This window comes from Nocardioides sp. NPDC058538 (assembly GCF_042719275.1).
Taxonomy (GTDB): domain Bacteria; phylum Actinomycetota; class Actinomycetes; order Propionibacteriales; family Nocardioidaceae; genus Nocardioides.
Genome location: NZ_JBHXNY010000002.1, coordinates 78,622 through 97,632, shown reverse-complemented (window position 1 = coordinate 97,632; position 19,011 = coordinate 78,622). Strand labels below are relative to the sequence as shown.

Annotated in this window: 25 protein-coding genes; 11 read left to right on the top strand and 14 right to left on the bottom strand. The window is 70.3% G+C overall.

What is annotated here, in order from left to right:
• Positions 1–178: 178 nt before the first annotated feature.
• Both ACFWQC_RS02460 and ACFWQC_RS02455 read left to right on the top strand, forming a co-directional pair.
• A complete protein-coding gene (locus ACFWQC_RS02460; RefSeq protein WP_378672578.1) occupies positions 179–427 on the top strand; it encodes a hypothetical protein in 249 nt (82 codons plus the stop codon).
• Entirely contained in the window at positions 424–825 is a 402-nt protein-coding gene (locus ACFWQC_RS02455) for a type II toxin-antitoxin system VapC family toxin (protein WP_378672575.1), read from the top strand. Before ACFWQC_RS02460 ends, ACFWQC_RS02455 begins: the two co-directional genes overlap by 4 nt.
• A gap of 24 nt (positions 826–849) precedes the next feature.
• Here the strand turns inward: ACFWQC_RS02455 and ACFWQC_RS02450 are convergent, their stop codons facing one another.
• From ACFWQC_RS02450 to ACFWQC_RS02440, 3 genes are read right to left on the bottom strand one after another with little or no spacing between them, the layout of a single operon-like run.
• Positions 850–1,206 (bottom strand): NAD(P)H-binding protein, encoded by a 357-nt coding sequence (locus ACFWQC_RS02450; protein WP_378672572.1) that lies wholly within the window; start codon positions 1,204–1,206, stop codon positions 850–852.
• Positions 1,203–1,493: an NAD(P)-dependent oxidoreductase gene (locus ACFWQC_RS02445; protein ID WP_378672569.1), complete on the bottom strand. Its 291-nt coding sequence runs from the start codon at positions 1,491–1,493 to the stop codon at positions 1,203–1,205. Before ACFWQC_RS02445 ends, ACFWQC_RS02450 begins: the two co-directional genes overlap by 4 nt.
• 23 nt (positions 1,494–1,516) lie before the next feature.
• Entirely contained in the window at positions 1,517–1,888 is a 372-nt protein-coding gene (locus tag ACFWQC_RS02440) for a DoxX family protein (protein WP_378672566.1), read from the bottom strand.
• 104 nt (positions 1,889–1,992) lie between these two features.
• Here ACFWQC_RS02440 and ACFWQC_RS02435 point away from each other — a divergent pair, with 104 nt between their 5' ends.
• The 9 genes from ACFWQC_RS02435 (at position 1,993) to ACFWQC_RS02395 (ending at position 10,095) form a co-directional block, all read left to right on the top strand.
• Positions 1,993–2,610 (top strand): TetR/AcrR family transcriptional regulator, encoded by a 618-nt coding sequence (locus tag ACFWQC_RS02435; protein WP_378672563.1) that lies wholly within the window; start codon positions 1,993–1,995, stop codon positions 2,608–2,610.
• A gap of 26 nt (positions 2,611–2,636) precedes the next feature.
• A complete protein-coding gene (locus ACFWQC_RS02430; protein ID WP_378672561.1) occupies positions 2,637–4,097 on the top strand; it encodes an NCS2 family permease in 1,461 nt (486 codons plus the stop codon).
• Complete coding sequence (locus ACFWQC_RS02425; RefSeq protein ID WP_378672558.1) at positions 4,097–4,777, top strand: GntR family transcriptional regulator; 681 nt, start codon at positions 4,097–4,099, stop codon at positions 4,775–4,777. The genes ACFWQC_RS02430 and ACFWQC_RS02425 overlap by 1 nt, the downstream gene beginning before the upstream one ends.
• A gap of 78 nt (positions 4,778–4,855) precedes the next feature.
• Positions 4,856–5,629, top strand: a complete 774-nt coding sequence (locus ACFWQC_RS02420; RefSeq protein ID WP_378672555.1) for an ABC transporter ATP-binding protein — start codon at positions 4,856–4,858, stop codon at positions 5,627–5,629.
• On the top strand, positions 5,626–6,480 hold the full coding sequence (locus tag ACFWQC_RS02415; RefSeq protein ID WP_378672552.1) for an ABC transporter permease: 855 nt from the start codon (positions 5,626–5,628) through the stop codon (positions 6,478–6,480). The genes ACFWQC_RS02420 and ACFWQC_RS02415 overlap by 4 nt, the downstream gene beginning before the upstream one ends.
• A gap of 22 nt (positions 6,481–6,502) precedes the next feature.
• Entirely contained in the window at positions 6,503–7,636 is a 1,134-nt protein-coding gene (locus ACFWQC_RS02410) for a hypothetical protein (protein ID WP_378672549.1), read from the top strand.
• 20 nt (positions 7,637–7,656) lie between these two features.
• Positions 7,657–8,880: an amidohydrolase family protein gene (locus tag ACFWQC_RS02405; RefSeq protein ID WP_378672546.1), complete on the top strand. Its 1,224-nt coding sequence runs from the start codon at positions 7,657–7,659 to the stop codon at positions 8,878–8,880.
• On the top strand, positions 8,877–9,788 hold the full coding sequence (locus ACFWQC_RS02400; RefSeq protein ID WP_378672543.1) for an amidohydrolase family protein: 912 nt from the start codon (positions 8,877–8,879) through the stop codon (positions 9,786–9,788). Before ACFWQC_RS02405 ends, ACFWQC_RS02400 begins: the two co-directional genes overlap by 4 nt.
• Positions 9,694–10,095 carry an amidohydrolase family protein gene (locus ACFWQC_RS02395; protein WP_378672540.1) on the top strand — a complete coding sequence of 134 codons (402 nt, stop codon included), beginning with the start codon at positions 9,694–9,696 and terminating at the stop codon, positions 10,093–10,095. Before ACFWQC_RS02400 ends, ACFWQC_RS02395 begins: the two co-directional genes overlap by 95 nt.
• On the opposite strand, the gene ACFWQC_RS02390 is transcribed toward ACFWQC_RS02395, so the two are convergent.
• From ACFWQC_RS02390 to urtB, 11 genes are read right to left on the bottom strand one after another with little or no spacing between them, the layout of a single operon-like run.
• Entirely contained in the window at positions 10,076–11,101 is a 1,026-nt protein-coding gene (locus ACFWQC_RS02390) for an Atu2307/SP_0267 family LLM class monooxygenase (protein ID WP_378672538.1), read from the bottom strand. The two genes, ACFWQC_RS02395 and ACFWQC_RS02390, sit on opposite strands and share 20 nt — an antisense overlap.
• Before the next feature lie 13 nt (positions 11,102–11,114).
• Positions 11,115–11,867 (bottom strand): urease accessory protein UreD, encoded by a 753-nt coding sequence (locus ACFWQC_RS02385; protein ID WP_378672536.1) that lies wholly within the window; start codon positions 11,865–11,867, stop codon positions 11,115–11,117.
• Complete coding sequence (ureG, locus tag ACFWQC_RS02380; protein WP_378672533.1) at positions 11,842–12,561, bottom strand: urease accessory protein UreG; 720 nt, start codon at positions 12,559–12,561, stop codon at positions 11,842–11,844. The genes ACFWQC_RS02385 and ureG overlap by 26 nt, the downstream gene beginning before the upstream one ends.
• Positions 12,554–13,216 (bottom strand): urease accessory UreF family protein, encoded by a 663-nt coding sequence (locus tag ACFWQC_RS02375; protein WP_378672530.1) that lies wholly within the window; start codon positions 13,214–13,216, stop codon positions 12,554–12,556. Before ACFWQC_RS02375 ends, ureG begins: the two co-directional genes overlap by 8 nt.
• A gap of 5 nt (positions 13,217–13,221) precedes the next feature.
• Positions 13,222–14,916, bottom strand: coding sequence for an urease subunit alpha (locus tag ACFWQC_RS02370; protein ID WP_378672527.1), 1,695 nt, complete (start codon positions 14,914–14,916; stop codon positions 13,222–13,224).
• Complete coding sequence (ureB, locus tag ACFWQC_RS02365) at positions 14,916–15,230, bottom strand: urease subunit beta (protein WP_357356580.1); 315 nt, start codon at positions 15,228–15,230, stop codon at positions 14,916–14,918. The genes ACFWQC_RS02370 and ureB overlap by 1 nt, the downstream gene beginning before the upstream one ends.
• A gap of 29 nt (positions 15,231–15,259) precedes the next feature.
• Complete coding sequence (locus ACFWQC_RS02360) at positions 15,260–15,562, bottom strand: urease subunit gamma (RefSeq protein WP_378672524.1); 303 nt, start codon at positions 15,560–15,562, stop codon at positions 15,260–15,262.
• A 25-nt stretch (positions 15,563–15,587) separates the two neighbouring features.
• Entirely contained in the window at positions 15,588–16,265 is a 678-nt protein-coding gene (locus tag ACFWQC_RS02355; protein WP_378672522.1) for an ATP-binding cassette domain-containing protein, read from the bottom strand.
• Entirely contained in the window at positions 16,265–17,041 is a 777-nt protein-coding gene (urtD, locus tag ACFWQC_RS02350) for an urea ABC transporter ATP-binding protein UrtD (protein WP_378672519.1), read from the bottom strand. The genes ACFWQC_RS02355 and urtD overlap by 1 nt, the downstream gene beginning before the upstream one ends.
• Complete coding sequence (gene urtC, locus ACFWQC_RS02345) at positions 17,038–18,126, bottom strand: urea ABC transporter permease subunit UrtC (protein ID WP_378672516.1); 1,089 nt, start codon at positions 18,124–18,126, stop codon at positions 17,038–17,040. The genes urtD and urtC overlap by 4 nt, the downstream gene beginning before the upstream one ends.
• Positions 18,123–19,007 (bottom strand): urea ABC transporter permease subunit UrtB, encoded by an 885-nt coding sequence (gene urtB / locus ACFWQC_RS02340; RefSeq protein ID WP_378672513.1) that lies wholly within the window; start codon positions 19,005–19,007, stop codon positions 18,123–18,125. Before urtB ends, urtC begins: the two co-directional genes overlap by 4 nt.
• Positions 19,008–19,011 lie beyond the last annotated feature (4 nt).

Genomic DNA, 19,011 nt, shown 5'->3' with positions numbered 1-19,011 from the left:
ACCTGAACCCGCACGGCGGAGGACGTTCCCCTGGAATCGTTCTCCGCCATGCGGGTTCTTGCGACGTGTGCCTTGTCCCTCGCGCTGCTCGGCGGCGCGTTCATTCCGTTCTCGGCGGCCCGACCGACCGACCACGGCAACACTTGATATGCGCTCATAGTGCACTCATAATGAGTGCATGGCGTACCTGCAGATCCGCGACATCCCCGATGACGTACGCGACGTCCTCGCCCAGCGCGCGAAGGACCGCGGCCAGTCGTTGAACTCCTACTTGCGTGACGTTGTGCTCCGGGAGGCTTCCTTCGCCAACAACCAGGCCCTGATCGACCGCGTGGTCGCCAGCCGGGGCGATTCGAAGTTCACCAGCGAGGATGTGATCGCCGCACGCGACACGGCCCGAGGCGAGCGCGCCGAGGGTGCTGCGTGATCGTCCCCGACGCCTCAGCAGTCGCTCTCCTCTTCGCAGACCCTGACACCGACTCTCGGGTGGACGCGGCGACCAGGATACTCGCCGACGACCCCGAATGGGTTGTCCCAGAGGTCTGGCGCACCGAGGTGCTCAGTGTCTTTCGGGGACTCCTCCTGGGTGGCAAGCTCACCGGCCAGGACGCGGACGGGGCGTTGCAATGGCTCCAGGCGATCACGGTGATCACCGCTCCCACCGGCCCTTGCCTGCCCCGGATGTGGGAACTGCGCAGCAATCTGTCGACCTACGACGCCAGCTACGTAGCCGTCGCCGAGTCGCACGACCTCACCCTCGTCACCGCCGACGTACGCATCGCGAAAGCCGGCGTCGCGCGCTGCCCGGTGCGAACGATCAACTGACGTGTGGCCGCGACCCACGCGAGTTCAGTTGCTGATCGCGGGGGCACGACCGACGTACATGTCGCCCTCGACCTGGGCGGCGGTGACGGCGGCGATATCCGCGCGGGAGACGGGGAAGCCGAGCCGGTCCATGCCGAAGAAGCCGATACGTACGCGGGGCTGCTTGGGCTTGTCCGTCGGCCGGATGAACCGGATGATCGTCCAGTCCAGGCCGGAGGCCTTGATCTGGTCAGACATCCCGATCATCTCCTCGTAGGCACGAGGAAGGAACGTCCGAGCCAAGAAGCTGGTCAGCCGAGTGACCGCGGTCGGTGACTCCTGTGGGTCGAGGATCGACGGAGTGGCGTGACCGACGACGCGGCGCACGCCGTGGTCCTTCATCGAGGCGAGGATGTAGCCGGTACCGGGGACAGAAGCGTGCCGACGGCCTTACGGTCCATGCTCGGGCCGAGCGTGGAGACGACGGCGTCGGTTCCGGCGGCCGCGGAGTCGACAGCCTCAGCATCGGACATCCCACCGATGACGACACGTACGTTGTCGTCGGCCCAGGACGCGGGGACCTTCTGAGGGTTGCGGGCGTAGGCGGTCACAGCGTGGCCGCGTTCGAGCAGCTCGGCCACGGTGAGCCGGCCGATGGCGCCGGTGGCGCCGAAGACGGTGATGTTCACGGGGTCATCTCTCCTCTGGCAGATCAGAAGGCGTACGGCCCGAAGCGGCCCCACGCGACGACGACCGCGACGACGAGGATCGCGGCATTGAAGGCGATCGCGCCCGGCTCGTTGCGGCGGCGGTGGGCGTTCATGGCGAGCACCATCACGACGGCCAGACCGGTCGCGGCGAGCGGGGTCAGAACGGGCAGGATGCCGAGGGCAGCAGGCAGGATCAGGCCGACCGCGGCCAGCAGCTCCACGATGCCGATGAAGCGCACGGTGCCGGCGGAGTAGTCCTCGGCCCACGGCAGCTTCTCGGCGATCTCCTCCTTCGGCTGGATCGCCTTCATCACGCCGGCCATCAGGAACATCGCGGCCAGCAGGCCCTGCAGGATCCACAGGAACACGTTCATGGTTCTTCTCTCAGAGTCGTATTAGTGGAGCGGGCATTCCGTTTCATGGACCCTAACAAGGGCAAGTGGAACATCTATTCCACATCAATGGATAGGATGCCGACATGCGCGCAGATGCCGAGAGGAACCGCGAGCGGGTGCTCGACGCCGCGCGCGAGCTCTTCGCCGAGCAGGGCCTGGATGCCTCGACCAACGAGATCGCCCGTCGCGCCGGCGTCGGGGTGGCGACGCTCTTCCGCCGCTTCCCCACCCGCGACGACCTGGTCGGCGCAGTGTTCGCCGACAGGATGGCTGCCTACGTCGCCGCGACCGACGAGGCGCTGGCCAACCCGGATCCGTGGCAGGGGTTCTGCGGCTACATCGAGCGGGTGTGCCGGATGCAGGCCGACGACCGGGGGTTCGCCGACGTGCTCACCCTCACCTTCCCCACCGCGAAGGCACTCGAGGATGACCGCAAGCGCGCCGCCGAGGCGCTCGGCGTACTGCTGGATCGCGCCAAGGCGAGCGGAAGGCTCCGGCAGGACTTCGCCCACCAGGACGTGCCACTCATCCTGATGGCCAACGCGGGAGTGGTCACCGCGACGCGCAACGCCGCTCCGGACGCCTGGAAGCGGTTGGTCGGCTATCTCATCCAGGCATTCGCCGCCGAGGCCGCGCATCCGCTTCCGGAACCACCTACTCCTCGACAGATGTACCGCGCGCTGATGCGCCCGACCAACTGACCGACGCAATCTGCGAAGATGCGGCGGTGAGCATCTCGACCCCGGCACGTACCAACGCTCTTGACCGGTTCTTCCAGATCAGCGCCCGTGGCTCCACGGTCGGGCGCGAGGTCCGCGGTGGCGTGGTCACGTTCTTCACGATGGCCTACATCGTCGCGCTGAACCCGCTGATCCTCGGGTTCGCGGAGGACGTGAACGGCGACCTCCTCGGCGGAACCAGCGGCGACAACCTCGCCGCGATCGCGGCCGGGACCGCGCTGGTGGCGGGCGTGATGACGATCCTGATGGGCGTCGTCGCCAACTACCCGCTCGCCCTGGCGACCGGGCTCGGGCTCAACGCGTTCGTGGCGTTCTCGATCGCCGGCCAGATGACCTGGGCCGACGCGATGGGGCTGGTGGTGATCGAGGGTCTGGTGATCCTCGTGCTGGTCCTGACCGGGTTCCGGGAGGCCGTCTTCCATGCGGTGCCACGCGAGCTCAAGACCGCGATCTCGGTCGGCATCGGCATGTTCATCGCGGTGATCGCCTTCGTCGACGCCGGGTTCGTACGCCGCATCCCCGACGCCGCGAACACCACCGTCCCGGTGCAGCTCGGGCCGACCGGGCAGCTCGCGGGCTGGCCGGTGCTGGTCTTCGTGATCGGCATGGTCCTGGTCATCACCCTGTGGGTGCGCAAGGTACGGGGCGCGATCCTGATCTCGATCGCGGCGACCACGGTGCTCGCCATCGTCGTCGAGGCGATCGCGGGGCCCGGCAAGGGCAGCGCCGAGAACCCGACCGGCTGGGCACTCAACGTGCCGGCCATGCCTGACAAGATCGTCGACTGGCCCACGTTCGCGACGCTGGGCGAGTTCAATCTGCTCGGCTCCTTCGAGAGCGTCGGCATCGTGACCGCGGTGCTGCTGATCTTCACGCTCATGCTCGCCGACTTCTTCGACACCATGGGCACGATGACCGCGATCGGCTCCGAGGCCGGGCTGCTGCGCAAGGACGGAACCCCGCCGCGTACGCGCTCGATCCTGGTCGTCGACTCGCTGGCCGCCGCCGCGGGCGGCGCCGGCGGTGTCTCCTCCAACACCTCCTACGTCGAGTCCGCCTCCGGCGTCGGCGAGGGCGCCCGCACCGGTCTGGCCGCGGTCGTCACCGGCGTGCTCTTCCTGCTCACCACCTTCCTGGCTCCGCTGGTCACGGTGATCCCGTCGGAGGCGGCGGTGCCGGCCCTGGTGCTGGTCGGCTTCCTGATGATGCAGCAGGTCAAGGACATCAACTGGGCCGACCCGGACATCGCCATCCCGGCGTTCCTGACGATCGCGCTGATGCCGTTCACCTACTCGATCTCGGTCGGCATCGGCGCCGGCTTCCTGGCCTACGTGCTCATCCAGGTCGTCCGCGGCAACGCCAAGAAGGTGCATCCGCTGATGTGGCTGGTCGCGGCCATGTTCGCCGTCTACTTCGCGATCCACCCGATCTCGAGCTGGATCGGTTGATGGACGACGTGGCGCCGGACCCGGCCACCCGGCAGCCGCTGCGCGAGGTGGTCGCGCGCGACATCCGTCGCAAGATCATGGCCGGCGAGCTGGCTCCCGGCGACCGGCTGCGTGAGCAGGCGCTCGCCACGGAGTACGGCGTCTCCCGCGTCCCTGCGCGGGAGGCCCTGCACGTGCTGGCCCAGGAGGGGTTCGTCGACACCGTCCCGCGACGCGGCGCGACGGTGGCGTTCCCTTCGGCACAGCGGACCCGGCAGCTCATGGTCATCCGGGAGAACCTCGAGGTCCTCGCGGCCGGGCTCGCGGCCCGGCGCCGCGGCGGCGACCAGGGCGAGGAGCTCACCGAGGTGCTCGAGCTCGGCACCCGGGCGACCGCCACCGGCGACTACACCGCGCTGCCGGAGCTGATCGCGCGGTTCCACGACGCTGTCGGGATCGCCTCCGGCAACGACGAGCTCGCCAAGATGACCCGGTCGCTGCGGATGCAGGTGCGCTGGGTCTTCGAGATGCAGCTCGAGGAGCGCTCGGGCCAGTCGTGGAAGCACCACCAGGAGATCGCCGAGGCGATCCTGGCCGGCGACCAGGAGCGGGCCGAGTCCTCGATGCATGCCGATGTCACCCGTGACGCCGACCTGCTCGTCGACCTGCTGGTGGCCCGCGCGGAGCGCCAGCGCCGCTGACCTCGCCTTGAACCTGGCGTAACCAGACCGGCCGTCGCCTGAAACGGGAACGAAACCGCGCACTGTTTGTATACAAGAATGACCGAACGGTATACGGAGCCGCCCGTGCTGGTGGCCGGCAACAGCGTCACCAGGTCGTTCCCCAACGGCACCACCGCGCTCGCCGAGGCGAGCTTCGAGATCCGCGCCGGTGAGTTCGTCTCCTTCGTCGGGCCCTCGGGCTGCGGCAAGTCGACGATGCTCCGCATGGTCGCCGGCCTCGACCTGCCCACCAGCGGCAGTGTCGAGCGCGGCGACGGCGAGGTCGGCTACGTCTTCCAGGACGCGACGCTGCTGCCGTGGCGTACGGCACTGGGCAACGTGGTCCTCCCGCTGCGGCTCGCCGGGACGAAGAAGGCGGAGGCCGAGGAGCGGGCACGCGTGGCGCTCGAGGTCGTCGGGCTGGCTGCGTACGCGGACCATCGCCCGGCCCAGCTCTCGGGTGGGATGCGGATGCGGGTCTCGATCGCTCGCTCGCTGGTCCAGCGGCCGGAGCTGTTCCTCTTCGACGAGCCGTTCGGGGCCCTGGACGAGATCACCCGCCAGGACCTCAACGGCCAGCTCGACACCCTGATGGCGACCGACCCGTTCACCGGGATCTTCGTGACGCACTCCGTCCCCGAGGCGGTCTTCCTCTCCGACCGGGTGCTGATCTTCTCCTCCCAGCCGGGACGCATCGTCGCCGACCTCCGCATCGACCTGCCCCGGCCGCGCCCCGCGGGGCTGCGCTTCACCAGCGAGTACGCCGAGCTGTGCCGCCAGGTCTCCGACGCGCTCGCCGGCGCCCACCGCAGCACCGAGGAGGCGGCATGACCACGCTGGTCGAGACCCAGCCGGAGACCCGCGCGCTGACGACGGTCCCGTTCCTCCGCTTCGACCCGGGCCACGGCAGCCGGACCGTACGCTGGGTCGCCCCCATCCTCACTCTGGTGGTCGTCCTCGGGGTGTGGACGCTGGTCAGCACCCAGCTCCTCTCCCCCACCCGCCAGTTCCTGCTGCCCTCACCCTGGGAGGTGCTCGAGGCAGGCTTCCTGGAGCAGGCCGGCCGCACCGAGATCTTCACCGCGCTGTGGTCGACCACGAAGGTCGCCCTGGCCGGTCTGCTGCTGGCGATGGCGATCGGCGTCTTCTTCGCGATCGTGATGAGCCAGGCCCGCTGGGCGGAGGCGTCGTTCTATCCGTACGCCGTGATCCTGCAGACGATCCCGATCCTGGCGATGGTGCCGCTGCTCGGGTTCTGGTTCGGCTATGAGTTCACCTCGCGGCTGGTCGTGTGCGTGCTGCACTCGCTGTTCCCGATCATCACCAACACGATGTTCGGGATCGCCTCGGTCGACGACAACCTGCACGACCAGTTCTCGCTCTTCCGCGCCTCGCGGTGGCAGCGGCTCATCCACCTGCAGCTGCCCGCAGCACTCCCGGCCGCGCTCGCCGGCTTCCGGATCTCGGCCGGCATGGCCGTGGTCGGCTCGATCATCGCCGACTTCTTCTTCCGGCAGGGACAGCCCGGCATCGGCCGGCTGATCGACACCTACCGGCAGAGCCTCGACACCGATCTGATGATGGCCGCTCTGGCCGCCTCCTCGCTGGTCGGGATCGCCCTCTTCCTGCTCTTCGGCGCCGTCCTGCGCGCCGTCGAGGCCCGCCGTTCACCTCGCCGCTGACCCCCACACTGGAGAGAACCCCATGACGTACGCCCGTTGGACCCGGATCACCGCAACCACCGCCCTCGCCGCGCTCGCGCTCACCGGTTGCGGTGGCAGCGAGGAGGCGATCGGCGACCCCGACGCCCCGAAGGGATCGCTCGCCGCCGCCTGCCCTGCGACCGTGGTCGTCCAGACCGACTGGTACGCCACCCCCGAGCGCTCCCCCGCCTACAACCTGATCGGGCCCGACGGCGAGATCGACGTCGACAAGGGCGCCTACGTCGGCGAGATCGGTGACACCGGGGTCACCGCCGAGATCCGGCTCGGCGGGCCGTTCATCGGCGGTCAGCCGGTGACCGCGCAGATGTACACCGACGACACCATCGACCTCGGGGTGGTCGCCACTGACATCGCGATCCGCGACTACGAGAAATTCCCCACCCGTGGGGTGTTCACGATGATGCAGAAGTCGCCGTTCATGGTGATGTTCGACCCGGCCAAGTTCCCCGACGTGAAGAGCTGGGACGACGTCAAGGCCACCGGTGCGCCGGTCCTGCACGCCCAGGGTGTCAGCTGGGTCGACTACCTCGCCCACGAGGGCCTCGTCGACGCTCAGCAGCTCGACGGCTCCTTCGACGGCAGCCCGAGCCGGTTCGTCGCCGACGACGGCGCGCTGTTCCAGCAGGGCTACGTCAGCAACGAGCCCTACCGCTGGGAGCACGACGTCGCCGAGTGGGCGAAGCCGACCGCCCACCTGATGCTCGACGACGCCGGCTACCAGGTCTACCAGCAGGCGTACGCGGTCCGGGCGGACGACGAGGAGACGCTGAGCCCGTGTCTGGAGGAGCTGGTGCCGCTGCTGCAGCAGTCGCAGATCGACTACCTGAAAGACCCGAAGCCGGTCAACGACACCCTGATCGAGATCGCCGACGCCATCAAGGACGGCCCCCCGATCACCGCGGGCGGCAACGCGAACTCGGTGAAGGTCCAGATCGAGGAGGGGCTCGTCGCGAACGGCCCGGACGGCGCGTACGGCAGCTTCGACGTCGCGCGCGTCGACAGCGTGATCGAGACGATGACCGCGGTGCTGAAGGACGGCGGCAAGGACGTTCCGGAGATCACCGGCGACGAGCTGGTCACCAACGACTACATCGACCCCGAGATCAAGCGTTGACCCCACATCGAGCAAGCACTGTGATCGCACGCATTCTCGGGGCTCGTACGCCCACCGGCCTGCTCGATCTCGGGATCGACGCCGGAATCGTCTCGACGGTCTCCGACCCGTCCCCCATCGGGCCGGAGACCGTCTTGGATGCCGCCGGAGCGGTCGTGATGCCCGCCTTCGTCGACGCCCACGTCCACCTCGACAAGGCCCATCTGCTCGGCGCCGGTGGGCTCGAGCCCACCGGCCCGGGCGTGGGCCCGGCGATCGCGCTGATGCAGGAGGTGCGGCGTACGCAGCCCGCGGGGATCGTCGAGATCGGCGCCCGGCGGGGCGTGGAGTCGCTGGTGCGCCACGGGGTCGTGGCCGCGCGGGCGCACGTCGAGGTCGACGCCGACATCCGGCTCGACATGCTCGACCTGCACATCGCGCTGCGCGAGGAGAACGCCGAGCGGATCGACCTGCAGCTCTCGGTCTTCCCGCAGAACGGGCTCAGCCGCGAGGTGACCGCGCTGATGAGCGCCGCACTGCGGCATGGCGGCGGTGTCGTCGGCGGGTGTCCCTATGTCGACGACGACCAGGAGGCCCACCTCGACACCGTCTTCGGCCTGGCCGAGCGGTTCGGGCTCCCGGTCGACCTGCACCTCGACTTCGACGACGACCCGTCCGGGTCGATGGTCGCGGCCGTCGCCGAGCGCACCCGCGCCCTCGGCATGCAGGGGCAGGTCACCATCGGGCACGTCACCAAGCTGGCGGCGATGCCCGTGGACGAGCAGGAGGTGGCGTACGCGTTGATGGCGGAGGCCGGGATCTCGCTGGTCGTCATGCCTGCGACCGACCTCTATCTCGGCGGGGCCGGCGAGCCCGGCAGCCGCAGCCTGGCTCCGCTGGAGCGTGCCCACGCCGCCGGGGTGCGGGTCGCGGTCTCGAACAACAACCTGCACAACGCCTTCTCGCCGTACGGCAACGGCAACCTGCTCCAGGCTGCGTGGACCGCCGGGCTGACCCGGCAGCTGGTCGGCCCTGAGATGCTGGACCTGCTCGTCGCCTCGATCACCGACCACCCGGCCGGGATCCTCGGACGGGCCCCGCACGGCACGACCGCCGGCGACATCGCCGACCTGGTCGTCCTGGACACCGAGGACCCCCGTCTCGTCGCACTGCACGTGCCCTCGGTCCTGGCCTCGATCCGGTCGGGGGCGCTCGTCCACCGCCAGCGCAGGATCCGTACGCAGACCATGGAGGTCACCTCATGACCAGCAGGACACTTCGCAACGCCACTCTCGCGGACGGCTCCCGGGTCGACGTCTCGTTGGCCGACGGGAGGATCTCGGGGATCTCGGGGATCTCGGGGATCTCGCCCGCATCGTCGCCGGCGGGCGGCGCGGACCTGGACCTGGACGGCGCGCTCCTCCTGCCCGCCCTGGTCAACGGTCACGCCCATCTGGACAAGACCCTGGTCGGCTCCGGCTGGCAGCCGCACCGCCCCGGCACGACCGTCCGCGAACGGGTGGCGGCCGAGCACACCCTGCGCGGCGAGGTCGGCGTGCCCGTGGTGGAGCGCGCTCGCGCGCTGGCGGAGCAGATGATCTCGTTCGGCACCGGGACGGTGCGTACACATGTGGACATCGACCCCGATGTCGGCCTGGCCGGGCTGGAGGCGGTTCTGGAGGTGCGCGAGGCTCTTCGTGACCGGCTGCGCATCGAGATCGTCGCCCTCCCGCAGAGCGGGATCACCACCTCGCCCGGAACCGAGAAGCTCCTCGACGAGGCGCTGGCCGCGGGCGCGGACCTCGTCGGCGGGCTCGACCCGGACGGCTTCGACGGCGACGCCGGGGCCCACCTCGACGTCGTCTTCGGGCTCGCCGCCCGGCACGGCGCCGGCGTGGACATCCACCTCCACGACCTGGGCGCGAGCGCCGTACGCCAGTACGAGCTGATCGCCGCCCGCACCCGAACCGAGGGGCTGGGCGGGAAGGTGAACGTCAGCCACGCGTACGGGCGCCTCCTCGATCCCCCTCGAGGAGGCCCGCCGGGTCGGTGGGCTCTTCGCCGAGGCGGGCGTCTCGGTGCTGACCAACGGGCCGACCGGGCCGATGCCGCCGGTGCTGGCGCTGCGCGAGGTGGGCGCCGTTGTCTGGTCCGGCTCGGACAACATCCGTGACGCCTGGTGGCCCTACGGCGACGGCGACATGCTCGCGATCGCGCGCCAGGTCGCCTACCAGTCCGGATTCCGCACCGACGAGACCCTGAGCGTGGCGCTCGACCTGGTCACCAACGCGGCCGCTCGAGCGCTCGGGCTGGAGGCGTACGGCATCGTCGTCGGGGCTCCGGCGGACCTGCTGGTCCTCGACGTTCCGACACCGGCCGCCGCCATCTCCGCCAGCCCCACCTCGCGGACCGTTCTGCATGCCGGCGAGGTGGTGGCGACGCGCGTGGAGACCGTCGAGGTCAGCCCAACATGTCCTTGACGAGCGGCACGACCTGGGTGCCGTAGAGCTCGATCGAGCCCATCAGGTCCTCGTGGCGCACCTGACCCTGGTCGTACTTGAGGTCGAACCGGTCGACGCCGAGCACCTTGATGGTGCCGGCCAGCTTCCGGGCGACCGTCTCCGGCGAGCCGACGTAGAGGGACCCGCCCTCGATCTCGCGCTCGAAGTCGCCGGGCGAGGGCGGCGGCCAGCCGCGCTCACGGCCTATCTGGGTGCGCATGGCCAGCCAGCCCTCGTAGACCGTCTCGCGAGCCTGCTCGTCGGTCGGCGCGACGAACCCGGGCGAGTGGACGGCGACGCGCTGCCGCGGCCTGCCGAACTCGTCCTGGGCGCGCTCGAAGAGGTCGATGTAGGGCGCGAAGCGGTCGGCCGGTCCGCCGATGATCGCCAGGAAGAGGCCGAAGCCGTGGCGGGCGGTGCGTACGACCGACTCCGGGCTCCCGCCGACGCCGACCCATGCGGTCAGGCCGTTCTCGGTGCGCGGGAAGACCTCCTGGTCGGTGAGCGCCGCGCGGGTGCTGCCCTCCCAGGTGACCTTCTCCTCCTTGAGCAGGGCGGCGAGCAGCTCGAGACGCTCCTCGAAGAGCTCCTCGTAGTCGGCGAGATCGAAGCCGAACAGCGGGAACGACTCGGTGAACGACCCGCGCCCGGCGACGATCTCGGCGCGGCCCTGGGAGACGGCGTCGAGGGTGGCGAACCGCTCGAAGACCCGCACCGGGTCGTCGGAGCTGAGCACGGTCACCGCGGAGCCGAGCCGCAGGCGCTCGGTGCGGGAGGCGACCGCGGCGAGCACCATCTCCGGGCTGGAGACGGCGAAGTCGCGGCGGTGGTGCTCGCCCACTCCGAAGAAGTCGAGCCCGACCTGGTCGGCGAGCACGCCCTCCTCGACGATGTTCCGGATCACCTGCGCGTGGTGCTGCGGCTTGCCCTCGGCGTCGCGGGTGACCCCGCCGAAGGTGTCCAGGCCGAACTCGATGTCAGTCACGCCTGTTGAAACCTCAACCAGTCGTGGCGCATTCCCAGGGCTGGTTCGGGACCTCGTGGGTCTCGATCGCCAGGTGGCGCCACAGCGTCCCGCCGCACTCGAGGTCGAGCCGGCCCTCCGGGCAGGCGTCGGTCGGTACGTCTCGCCCGAGCGCGGTCACCGACGCGAGCACCCGGTGTCTGCCGAGGATTCCGGGGGCCAGCGAGCTCGCGTCCAGGTCGAGGGACTCGACCAGGAGCGGGCGCCCGTCGTCCTGGCGGGCCGACCAGGTGGTGACCACCCGGCCGGGACGCTCGCCGTGACGGCCGAGGACGAGGGTCTCGCGCAGGGCGAGCCTTGCCGTGGGAGCGAGGGTGACCCGGGTGTCACGGGTGACGTCGGCACCGGCGGAGACCACGAAGGGCTCACCGGCCCAGACCAGGCTGGCATCCGCGGCGAGGGTGATCGCGACGCACCAGGACGCGTGGCCGCCGTCCATGTCGTAGGCGACCGTCCCGGCCGGCTCGACCAGGGTCAGGCTCGCGCCCTCCCCCACCTCGACCTCGACCGTGACCTGGTCGCCGGCCAGGAGCATCGCGCCGTCGGGGACCAGCGAGATCCGCGCCGAGCGGGCGTCGCTGGAGAGCAGCATCGGGCGCAGCGCCGGCGCCGTCGAGGGCCCGGTGACGTCGGTCTCCACGCGCACCCGGCCACCGTCGACCGCCTCGACCCGCACCCGCGTCAGCGAGCCGCTGGCCAGCTCAGGCGTGCTGGTGGTCATGGACATGGCTGGTGCCATCGGCGTGGAAGTGCGGCGCCATCGGACCCGGGTCGGCCGGGACGAGGGCACCGCCGCGGTGCCGGGTCAGCTCTGACCTCACCCACTCGACCAGCGCCTCAACCGAGGCCGGGTCGGTGCGGGAGAGCGCGATGACCGGGCGGCCCTCGCGGACCGACCCCGCGTCGGAGACCATCGCGACCGGGTCGACACCGACGTACGGAGCGAGGTCGGTCTTGTTGACCACGAGCAGGTCGGCGCGCTCGATGCCCGGGCCTCCCTTGCGGGCGACGTCGCCACCTCCGGCGACGTCGATCAGGAAGATCTGGGTGTCGACCAGCGCCGGGGAGAAGGTGGCGGTGAGGTTGTCGCCGCCGGACTCGACCAGGACCACGTCCAGCGGCGCGAACTCCTCCTCGAGCTCCTCGACGGCGATCAGATTGGCGGTGACGTCGTCGCGGATCGCGGTGTGGGGGCAGGCGCCGGTCTCGACGGCCCGGATGCGGGCCGGGTCGAGCACACCGGCGGAGCGGAGGAAGCGGGCATCCTCGTCGGTGTAGATGTCATTGGTGACCACGCCGATCTCCAGATCGGCGGAGAGCTCACGGCACAGCAGCGCGATCAGCGAGCTCTTACCGGTACCGACCGGACCGCACACCCCGATGCGCAGTCCCCTGCCGTTCTTCGTCATGTTTTCAAGCACTGAACAACCTCCTGGTCGTGTGGGCGTGGGTCTGGGCCCACAGGTCTAGCTGGGGCGCGCTGGGCGCCGGGATGTGATGGGGCTCGGTGAGCGGGGCGACCTCGGTGGCGAGCCGCTCGGCCTCCGGGAGCAGGTCGTGCACCCACGAGGTGGCGTCGAGCGGGTCGAGGGGCAGCAGCTTGAGGGATGCCGAGGCGACCGTCTGCAGGTCGTCGTACGCCACCAGCCGGCCCAACGAGGCCGGCGCGATGCCACCGATGGCGGCCGCCGCGGCCAGGACGATCGGGCGGCAGGGCCGCTCGATGCCGGCCACCTCCGCGAGGTGCGGCGAGTCCGGGAACAGGCGCCTGACCAGCCGCAACAGCGCACGGCCGAGGTTGCGCGAGGTGTCCCGCATGGGGGCCGCCGGGGTGCGGGCCGCCCAGGCGTCGTAGACCGGCTCCAGCAGCAGACCGGCGCACAGCCGATGCAGCGCGACCACCGCCGTGCCCGCCTCGACCCTCACGACGCTGGCCAGCCGCGACCGCATGAAGAGCGGCACCTGCTCGGCGGTGAGCCCCGAGCGTACGGCCGCCTCCAGCTGGCCCGACTGGGTGTGGCCGGCGACCGGGAGGCGCGCGTCGGCGAGCAGCATCATGAGCAGGTCGTCTGACATCGCGCTCAGAACATCGAGTAGAGCTGCGTCAGCGGCAGCTCGGTCGCGGGGGCGGGCTCGATCAATTCGCCATCTACGTGGATGCGGAACGTCTCCGGCTCGACCCGGATCTCGGGGGTCGCGGAGTTGTTGACCATCTGCGCTTTCCCGATCTCCCGAGTCGGCTCGATGCCGACGAGGCGGCGACGCAGGCCGAGGTGATCGGCGAGTCCGGCGTCGAGCGCTGACGGCGCGACGAACGAGACCGCATGGTCCGCACCCGGCCCCACCAGCGTCGGGCGCATGAGCACCGGCTGCGGGGTCGGGATGGAGGCGTTCGGGTCGCCGAGGGCACCCCAGATCAGGGCGCCGGACTTCATCACGACCTCGGGCCGGACGCCGAAGAACCGCGGGTCCCACAGAACCAGGTCGGCCATCTTGCCGGGCTCCACGGAGCCGACCTCGGCGGCGATCCCGTGGGCGATGGCAGGGTTGATCGTGTATTTCGCGACGTACCTCTTGGCTCTGATGTTGTCCGCCTTCCCACCCAGCGACCCGAGCCGCGCCTTCATCGCGTGGGCGACCTGCCAGGTTCGGCAGATCACCTCGCCGATGCGGCCCATCGCCTGCGCGTCGGAGGAGGTGATCGAGAGCGCGCCGAGATCGTGGAGTACGTCCTCCGCGGCGATCGTGGTCGCCCGGATCCGGGACTCGGCGAAGGCCAGGTCCTCGGGCACCCGCGGGTTGAGGTGGTGGCAGACCATCAGCATGTCGAGGTGCTCGGCGACGGTGTTGACGGTGTGCGGCAGGGTCGGGTTGGTGGAACCGGGGATGACGTGGGGCAGCGAGGCGACCGAGAGGATGTCGGGCGCGTGCCCTCCCCCGGCGCCCTCGGCGTGGAAAGCGTGGATGGAACGGCCCGCGATCGCTGCGACCGTCGACTCCAGGTAGCCCGCCTCGTTGAGCGAGTCCGAGTGCAGCGCGACCTGCAGGCCGTGCTCGTCGGCGGCCTTGAGAGCGGCATCGATCGCTGCCGGGGTCGAGCCCCAGTCCTCGTGGACCTTGTAGGCGGCGGCGCCGGCGAGCGCCTGCTCGGCCAGACCGGCCGCGGAGACCGTGTTGCCCTTGCCCATCAGCAGCAGGTTGACCGGCATGTCGTCGAGCGCGCGGTGGATGGTCTCCAGGTGCCACGGTCCGGGGGTGACCGTGGTGGCCTTGGAGCCCTCCGAGGGTCCCGTGCCGCCGCCGCCCACGGTGGTGATCCCGGTCGAGATCGCCTCGACGATCTGGGACCTTGACAGCAGGTGCACATGGACGTCGATCGCCCCGGCGGTGAGGATCTTCCCCTCGCCGCTGACCACGTCGGTGCCCGGTCCGATGACCAGGTCGGGGTGGACGCCGTCGGCGATGTCGGGGTTGCCGGAGCGACCCAGGGCGACGATCCTCCCGCTGCGGATCCCGACGTCGGCACGGACGATGCCCCAGTGGTCGAGGACGAGGGCGTTGGTGATCACCGTGTCGAGGGCGCCCTCGGCCCGCGGCACCGTCGACTGGTTCATCGACTCGCGGATCGACTTGCCGCCGCCGAAGACCGACTCCTCGCCACCTGCGGTCAGATCGTCCTCGACCTCGATCCAGAGGTCGGTGTCACCGAGCCGCACCTGGTCGCCGGTCGTGGGTCCGTAGAGCGCGGCGTACTCGCTCCTGCTGATCTCCACCATCACGCCTCCTTTATCTGGATGCCAGGCACGACGCGGGCGCCCTTGAGCGCGACGATCGCGACCTCACGCGACGCGCCCGGCTCGAACCGACGCGAGGTGCCGGCGGGGATGTCGAGCCGGAACCCCTCGGCCGCCTCGCGGTCGAAGTCGAGCGCGGAGTTCACCTCGGCGAGATGGATGTGGGAGCCGATCTGGACCGGTCTGTCGCCGGTGTTGAGGACCACCAACGTACGCCGCTCCGACTCGCTCCGGTCGGTGTTGAGCCGGATGGTGCCGTCGGCGACGCGTACGGCTCCGGGACCGCTGGACTGCATGGACATGCTGGCTCCTCAGGCGCTGGGCTTCAGGCGATGGGCTGGTGGATGGTGACGAGCTTGCGGCCGTCGGGGAAGGTCGCCTCGACCTGCACCTCGACGAGCATGTCGACCACGTCGGGCATGACCTGCGCGCGGGTCAGCACGGCCCGCCCCTGCGTCATCAGGTCGGAGACCAGGGCGCCCTCACGTGCGCGCTCGATCACCCAGGTGGACAGCAGCGCCACCGACTCGGGGTAGTTGAGGAGCACGCCACGGGCGAGCCGGTCGCGCGCGACCATCCCGGCCACGGACAGCAGCAGCTTCTCGGTGTCGGACGGGGTCAGATGCATGTCGCCAACTCTCTGGACGACCGGCCTAGACGGCCAGCTGGGATCGGACGTGATCGTGCGCCTCGGAGCCGCCGTCACCGCGCGCGGTGATCCGGCCGGACTCGAGGATGTAGTAGGCAGAGGCCGTACGCAGCGCGAACCCGACGTGCTGCTCGACCAGCAGCACGGTGAGGTCGCCACGGCCGGTGAGCTCGGCGATCACCCGCTCGATCTCGACGACGACGTTGGGCTGGATGCCCTCGGTCGGCTCGTCGAGGATGAGCAGCCGCGGCCTGGTCAGCAGCGTACGCGCGATCGAGAGCTGCTGGCGCTGGCCGCCGGAGAGCAGCCCGGCGCGCCTGCCGAGCAGGTCCTTCAGCGCGGGGAACAGGTCGAGCATCTCGCTGATCCCGGATCGGTCGCCGACCAGCTGGAGATTCTCCAGCGCGGTCATGTCGCCGAAACTCTGCTGGCCCTGCGGGACGTAGCCCAGGCCTCGCTTGACGCGTGCGCTCGGTCGCAGCGCGGTGACGTCCTCGCCGTCGAGCAGCACCCGGCCGCTCTTGGCCCGGACCAGGCCGACCGCCGCCTTGAGCAGGGTCGTCTTGCCGGCGCCGTTGTGTCCCATCAGCGCCACCGCGGCGCCCGTCGGGACCTCGAGGCTGACCTCGTGGAGCACCGTGGTGCGGCCGTAGCCGCCGGTGACCGACTCGATCCTCAGCATCAGGCGTCCTCCCCTGTTCCCGTGCTCGTCTCGGTCACCCCGGCGACGGTGTCGCCCAGGTAGACCCGTTGTACTTGCGCGTCGGCCCGGATCTCGGCAGCCGTGCCCTCCGCGATCACCTTCCCGGCATGCAGGACGGTGACGACGTCGGCGAACCGGCGGACGAAGTCCATGTCGTGCTCGATGACCACGACCGTCCGCTCCGGGCTGATCCGGCGCAGCAGCTCCCCGGTCGCCTCCCGCTCCTCGGCCGACATCCCGGCGACGGGCTCGTCGAGCAGCATCACCGAGGAGTCCTGCACCAGCAGCATGCCGATCTCCAGCCACTGCTTCTGTCCGTGCGAGAGGACACCCGCGGGCCGGTCCGCCAGCTCCGTGAGCCCGACGGTCTCCAGCACCTCGGCGACCTGTTCGGACATCCCCCGCCGCGGCAGCATCAGCCGCCAACGCGCCCGGTGCACCCCGGCGGCGATGTCGAGGTTCTGCAGCACGCTGAGCTCCTCGAAGACCGTGGCGGTCTGGAACGTACGCCCCACCCCGAGGCGGGTGATCCGGTGCGATGCCAGCGCGAGCAGATCGCGTGTGCGATAACGCGCCTCACCACCTCCCTTCGCCAGACCGGTCAGGGCGTCCACCAGCGTCGTCTTCCCGGCGCCGTTGGGGCCGATCAGGAAGTGCAGCCGGCCCGGCTCCAGGGTCAGCGAGACCCCGTCGATCGCGACGAAGCCGTCGAACTCGACCCGCAGGTCGCTGACCTCCAGCGTCTCCGTGCTCATGCCGTGACCTCCTCAGCCACCCGTGGCTCGGGCTCCCCGGGCCTCTCGGGCTCCGATCGCCTCGAGAACAGGCCTCTCATCAGCCCCAACAGCTGCGCCAGCCCGCCCGGCAACAGCAGGATGACCAGCACGAACAGCGCCCCCTGGAAGTAGGACCACGAGCCCGGGAAGGCCTCGGAGAGCGAGGTCTCGGCGTAGCCGATCAGGAGCGCGCCGACGGCCGGGCCGAGCAGCGAGGCTCGCCCGCCCAGCGCGACCCCGGCGAGCAGCCCGATGGAGGCGACCACGCCGACGTCATCGGGCGAGACGATCCCGGCGATCGGCACGAAGAGCGCACCGCCGATCGAGGCGAGGACGGCCGCAATGACGTACGCCGCCAGCTTGACGTTGGCCGGGTCGGTGCCGAGGAACCGCACCCGCTCCTCGCCGTCGCGGACGGCGACCAGCAGCTCGCCGAAGCGGGTGCCATAGAGCCAGGCCATCACCAGGATCGAGACCAGCAGGATCCCGGCGGCGATGAAGTAGAGCATCCGCTTGTTGGCCGGGTCGAACAGGGCGTACCCGAAGAAGCCCTGGAAGTTGTTGAGGCCGTTGGCGCCGCCGGTGGTCTTGACCTGGCCGACGAGCAGGATCGCGAAGGCGGCGGCGAGCGCTTGGCTCAGGATGGCGAAGTACGCCCCCTTGATCCGCCGCTTGAAGACCGCGAGCCCCAGCAGGCCCGCCACCAGTGCCGGCAGGACGATGATGACGACCAGCGTCAGCCCGCCGTTGCGCAGCGGCTCCCACCAGCCCGGCACCGTGGCGTCGCCGTAGAGCGCCATGAAGTCCGGCACCCCGCCGGGACCGGCGTCGGCGAGCTTGAGGTGCATCGCCATCGCGTAGGCGCCGATGCCGAAGTAGAGCCCCTGGCCGAGCACCAGCATCCCGCCACGGCCCCAGGCGAGGCCGATCCCGACAGCGGCGATGGCGTAGCAGCAGTACTTCGCGAGCAGGCCCAGGCGGAAGTCGGACAGGATCGCCGGGGCGAGGACGAGCAGGGCGACCGCGAGCAGCAGCCAGCCGACGTACGGAGAGAGCTTCTTCATGCCAGGCTCCTGGTCCGGACCGAGAGGATGCCCTGCGGGCGCAGCTGCAGGAACGCGACGATCGCCAGGAAGACGATCACCTGGGCGACCGAGCCGGTCAGGGCATGGGCGAGGAACGCCTGCAGCAGACCGATGCCGAGAGCCGCGACGATCGTGCCCTTGAGGTGCCCGATGCCACCGACCACGACCACCAGGAACGCCTGGACGATGTAGGACGTACCGAGGTTGGGACCGGTCGACCCGAGCAGCGTGAGCGCCACCCCCGCCACACCGGCCAGGCCGGAACCGATGAAGAAGGTGGCCCGGTCGGTGCGACGGGTCGAGATGCCGATGGTCTCGGCGAGGTCGCGGTTGCCGACGGTCGCCCGGATCTGCCGCCCGAGGGCGGTGAACCGGAGAACCGCCAGCAGCGCGGCCACACACGCCACGGCCAGGACGATGATGAAGAGCCTGGTCAGCGGGAAGTCGTAGCCCAGGATCGGGATCGACCCGTCCAGCCAGCTCGGCGCGGGCACCTCCTTGGCCGGAGCCCCGAAGATGTCGCGCGCGACCTGCTGCAGGACAAGGCCGACGCCGTAGGTGACCAGCAGCGTGTCCAGCGGACGGGCGTACATCCACCGCAACACGCTCGCCTCGAGCGCCAGCCCGAGCAGCCCGCCGACCACGAACCCCGTGGGGAGCGCGATCAGCAGACTCAGCTCGGTGCTGGCGACGATGGTCGAGACGACATAGGCGGTGTACGCGCCGGCCATGATGAACTCGCCGTGGGCCATGTTGATCACGCCCATCTGACCGAAGGTCAGGGTGAGCCCGAGGGCGATGAGGAGCAGGACCGCACCGGCGGAGATGCCGGTGAAGACCTGGGCGAGGAGCGCGTCCAACGGG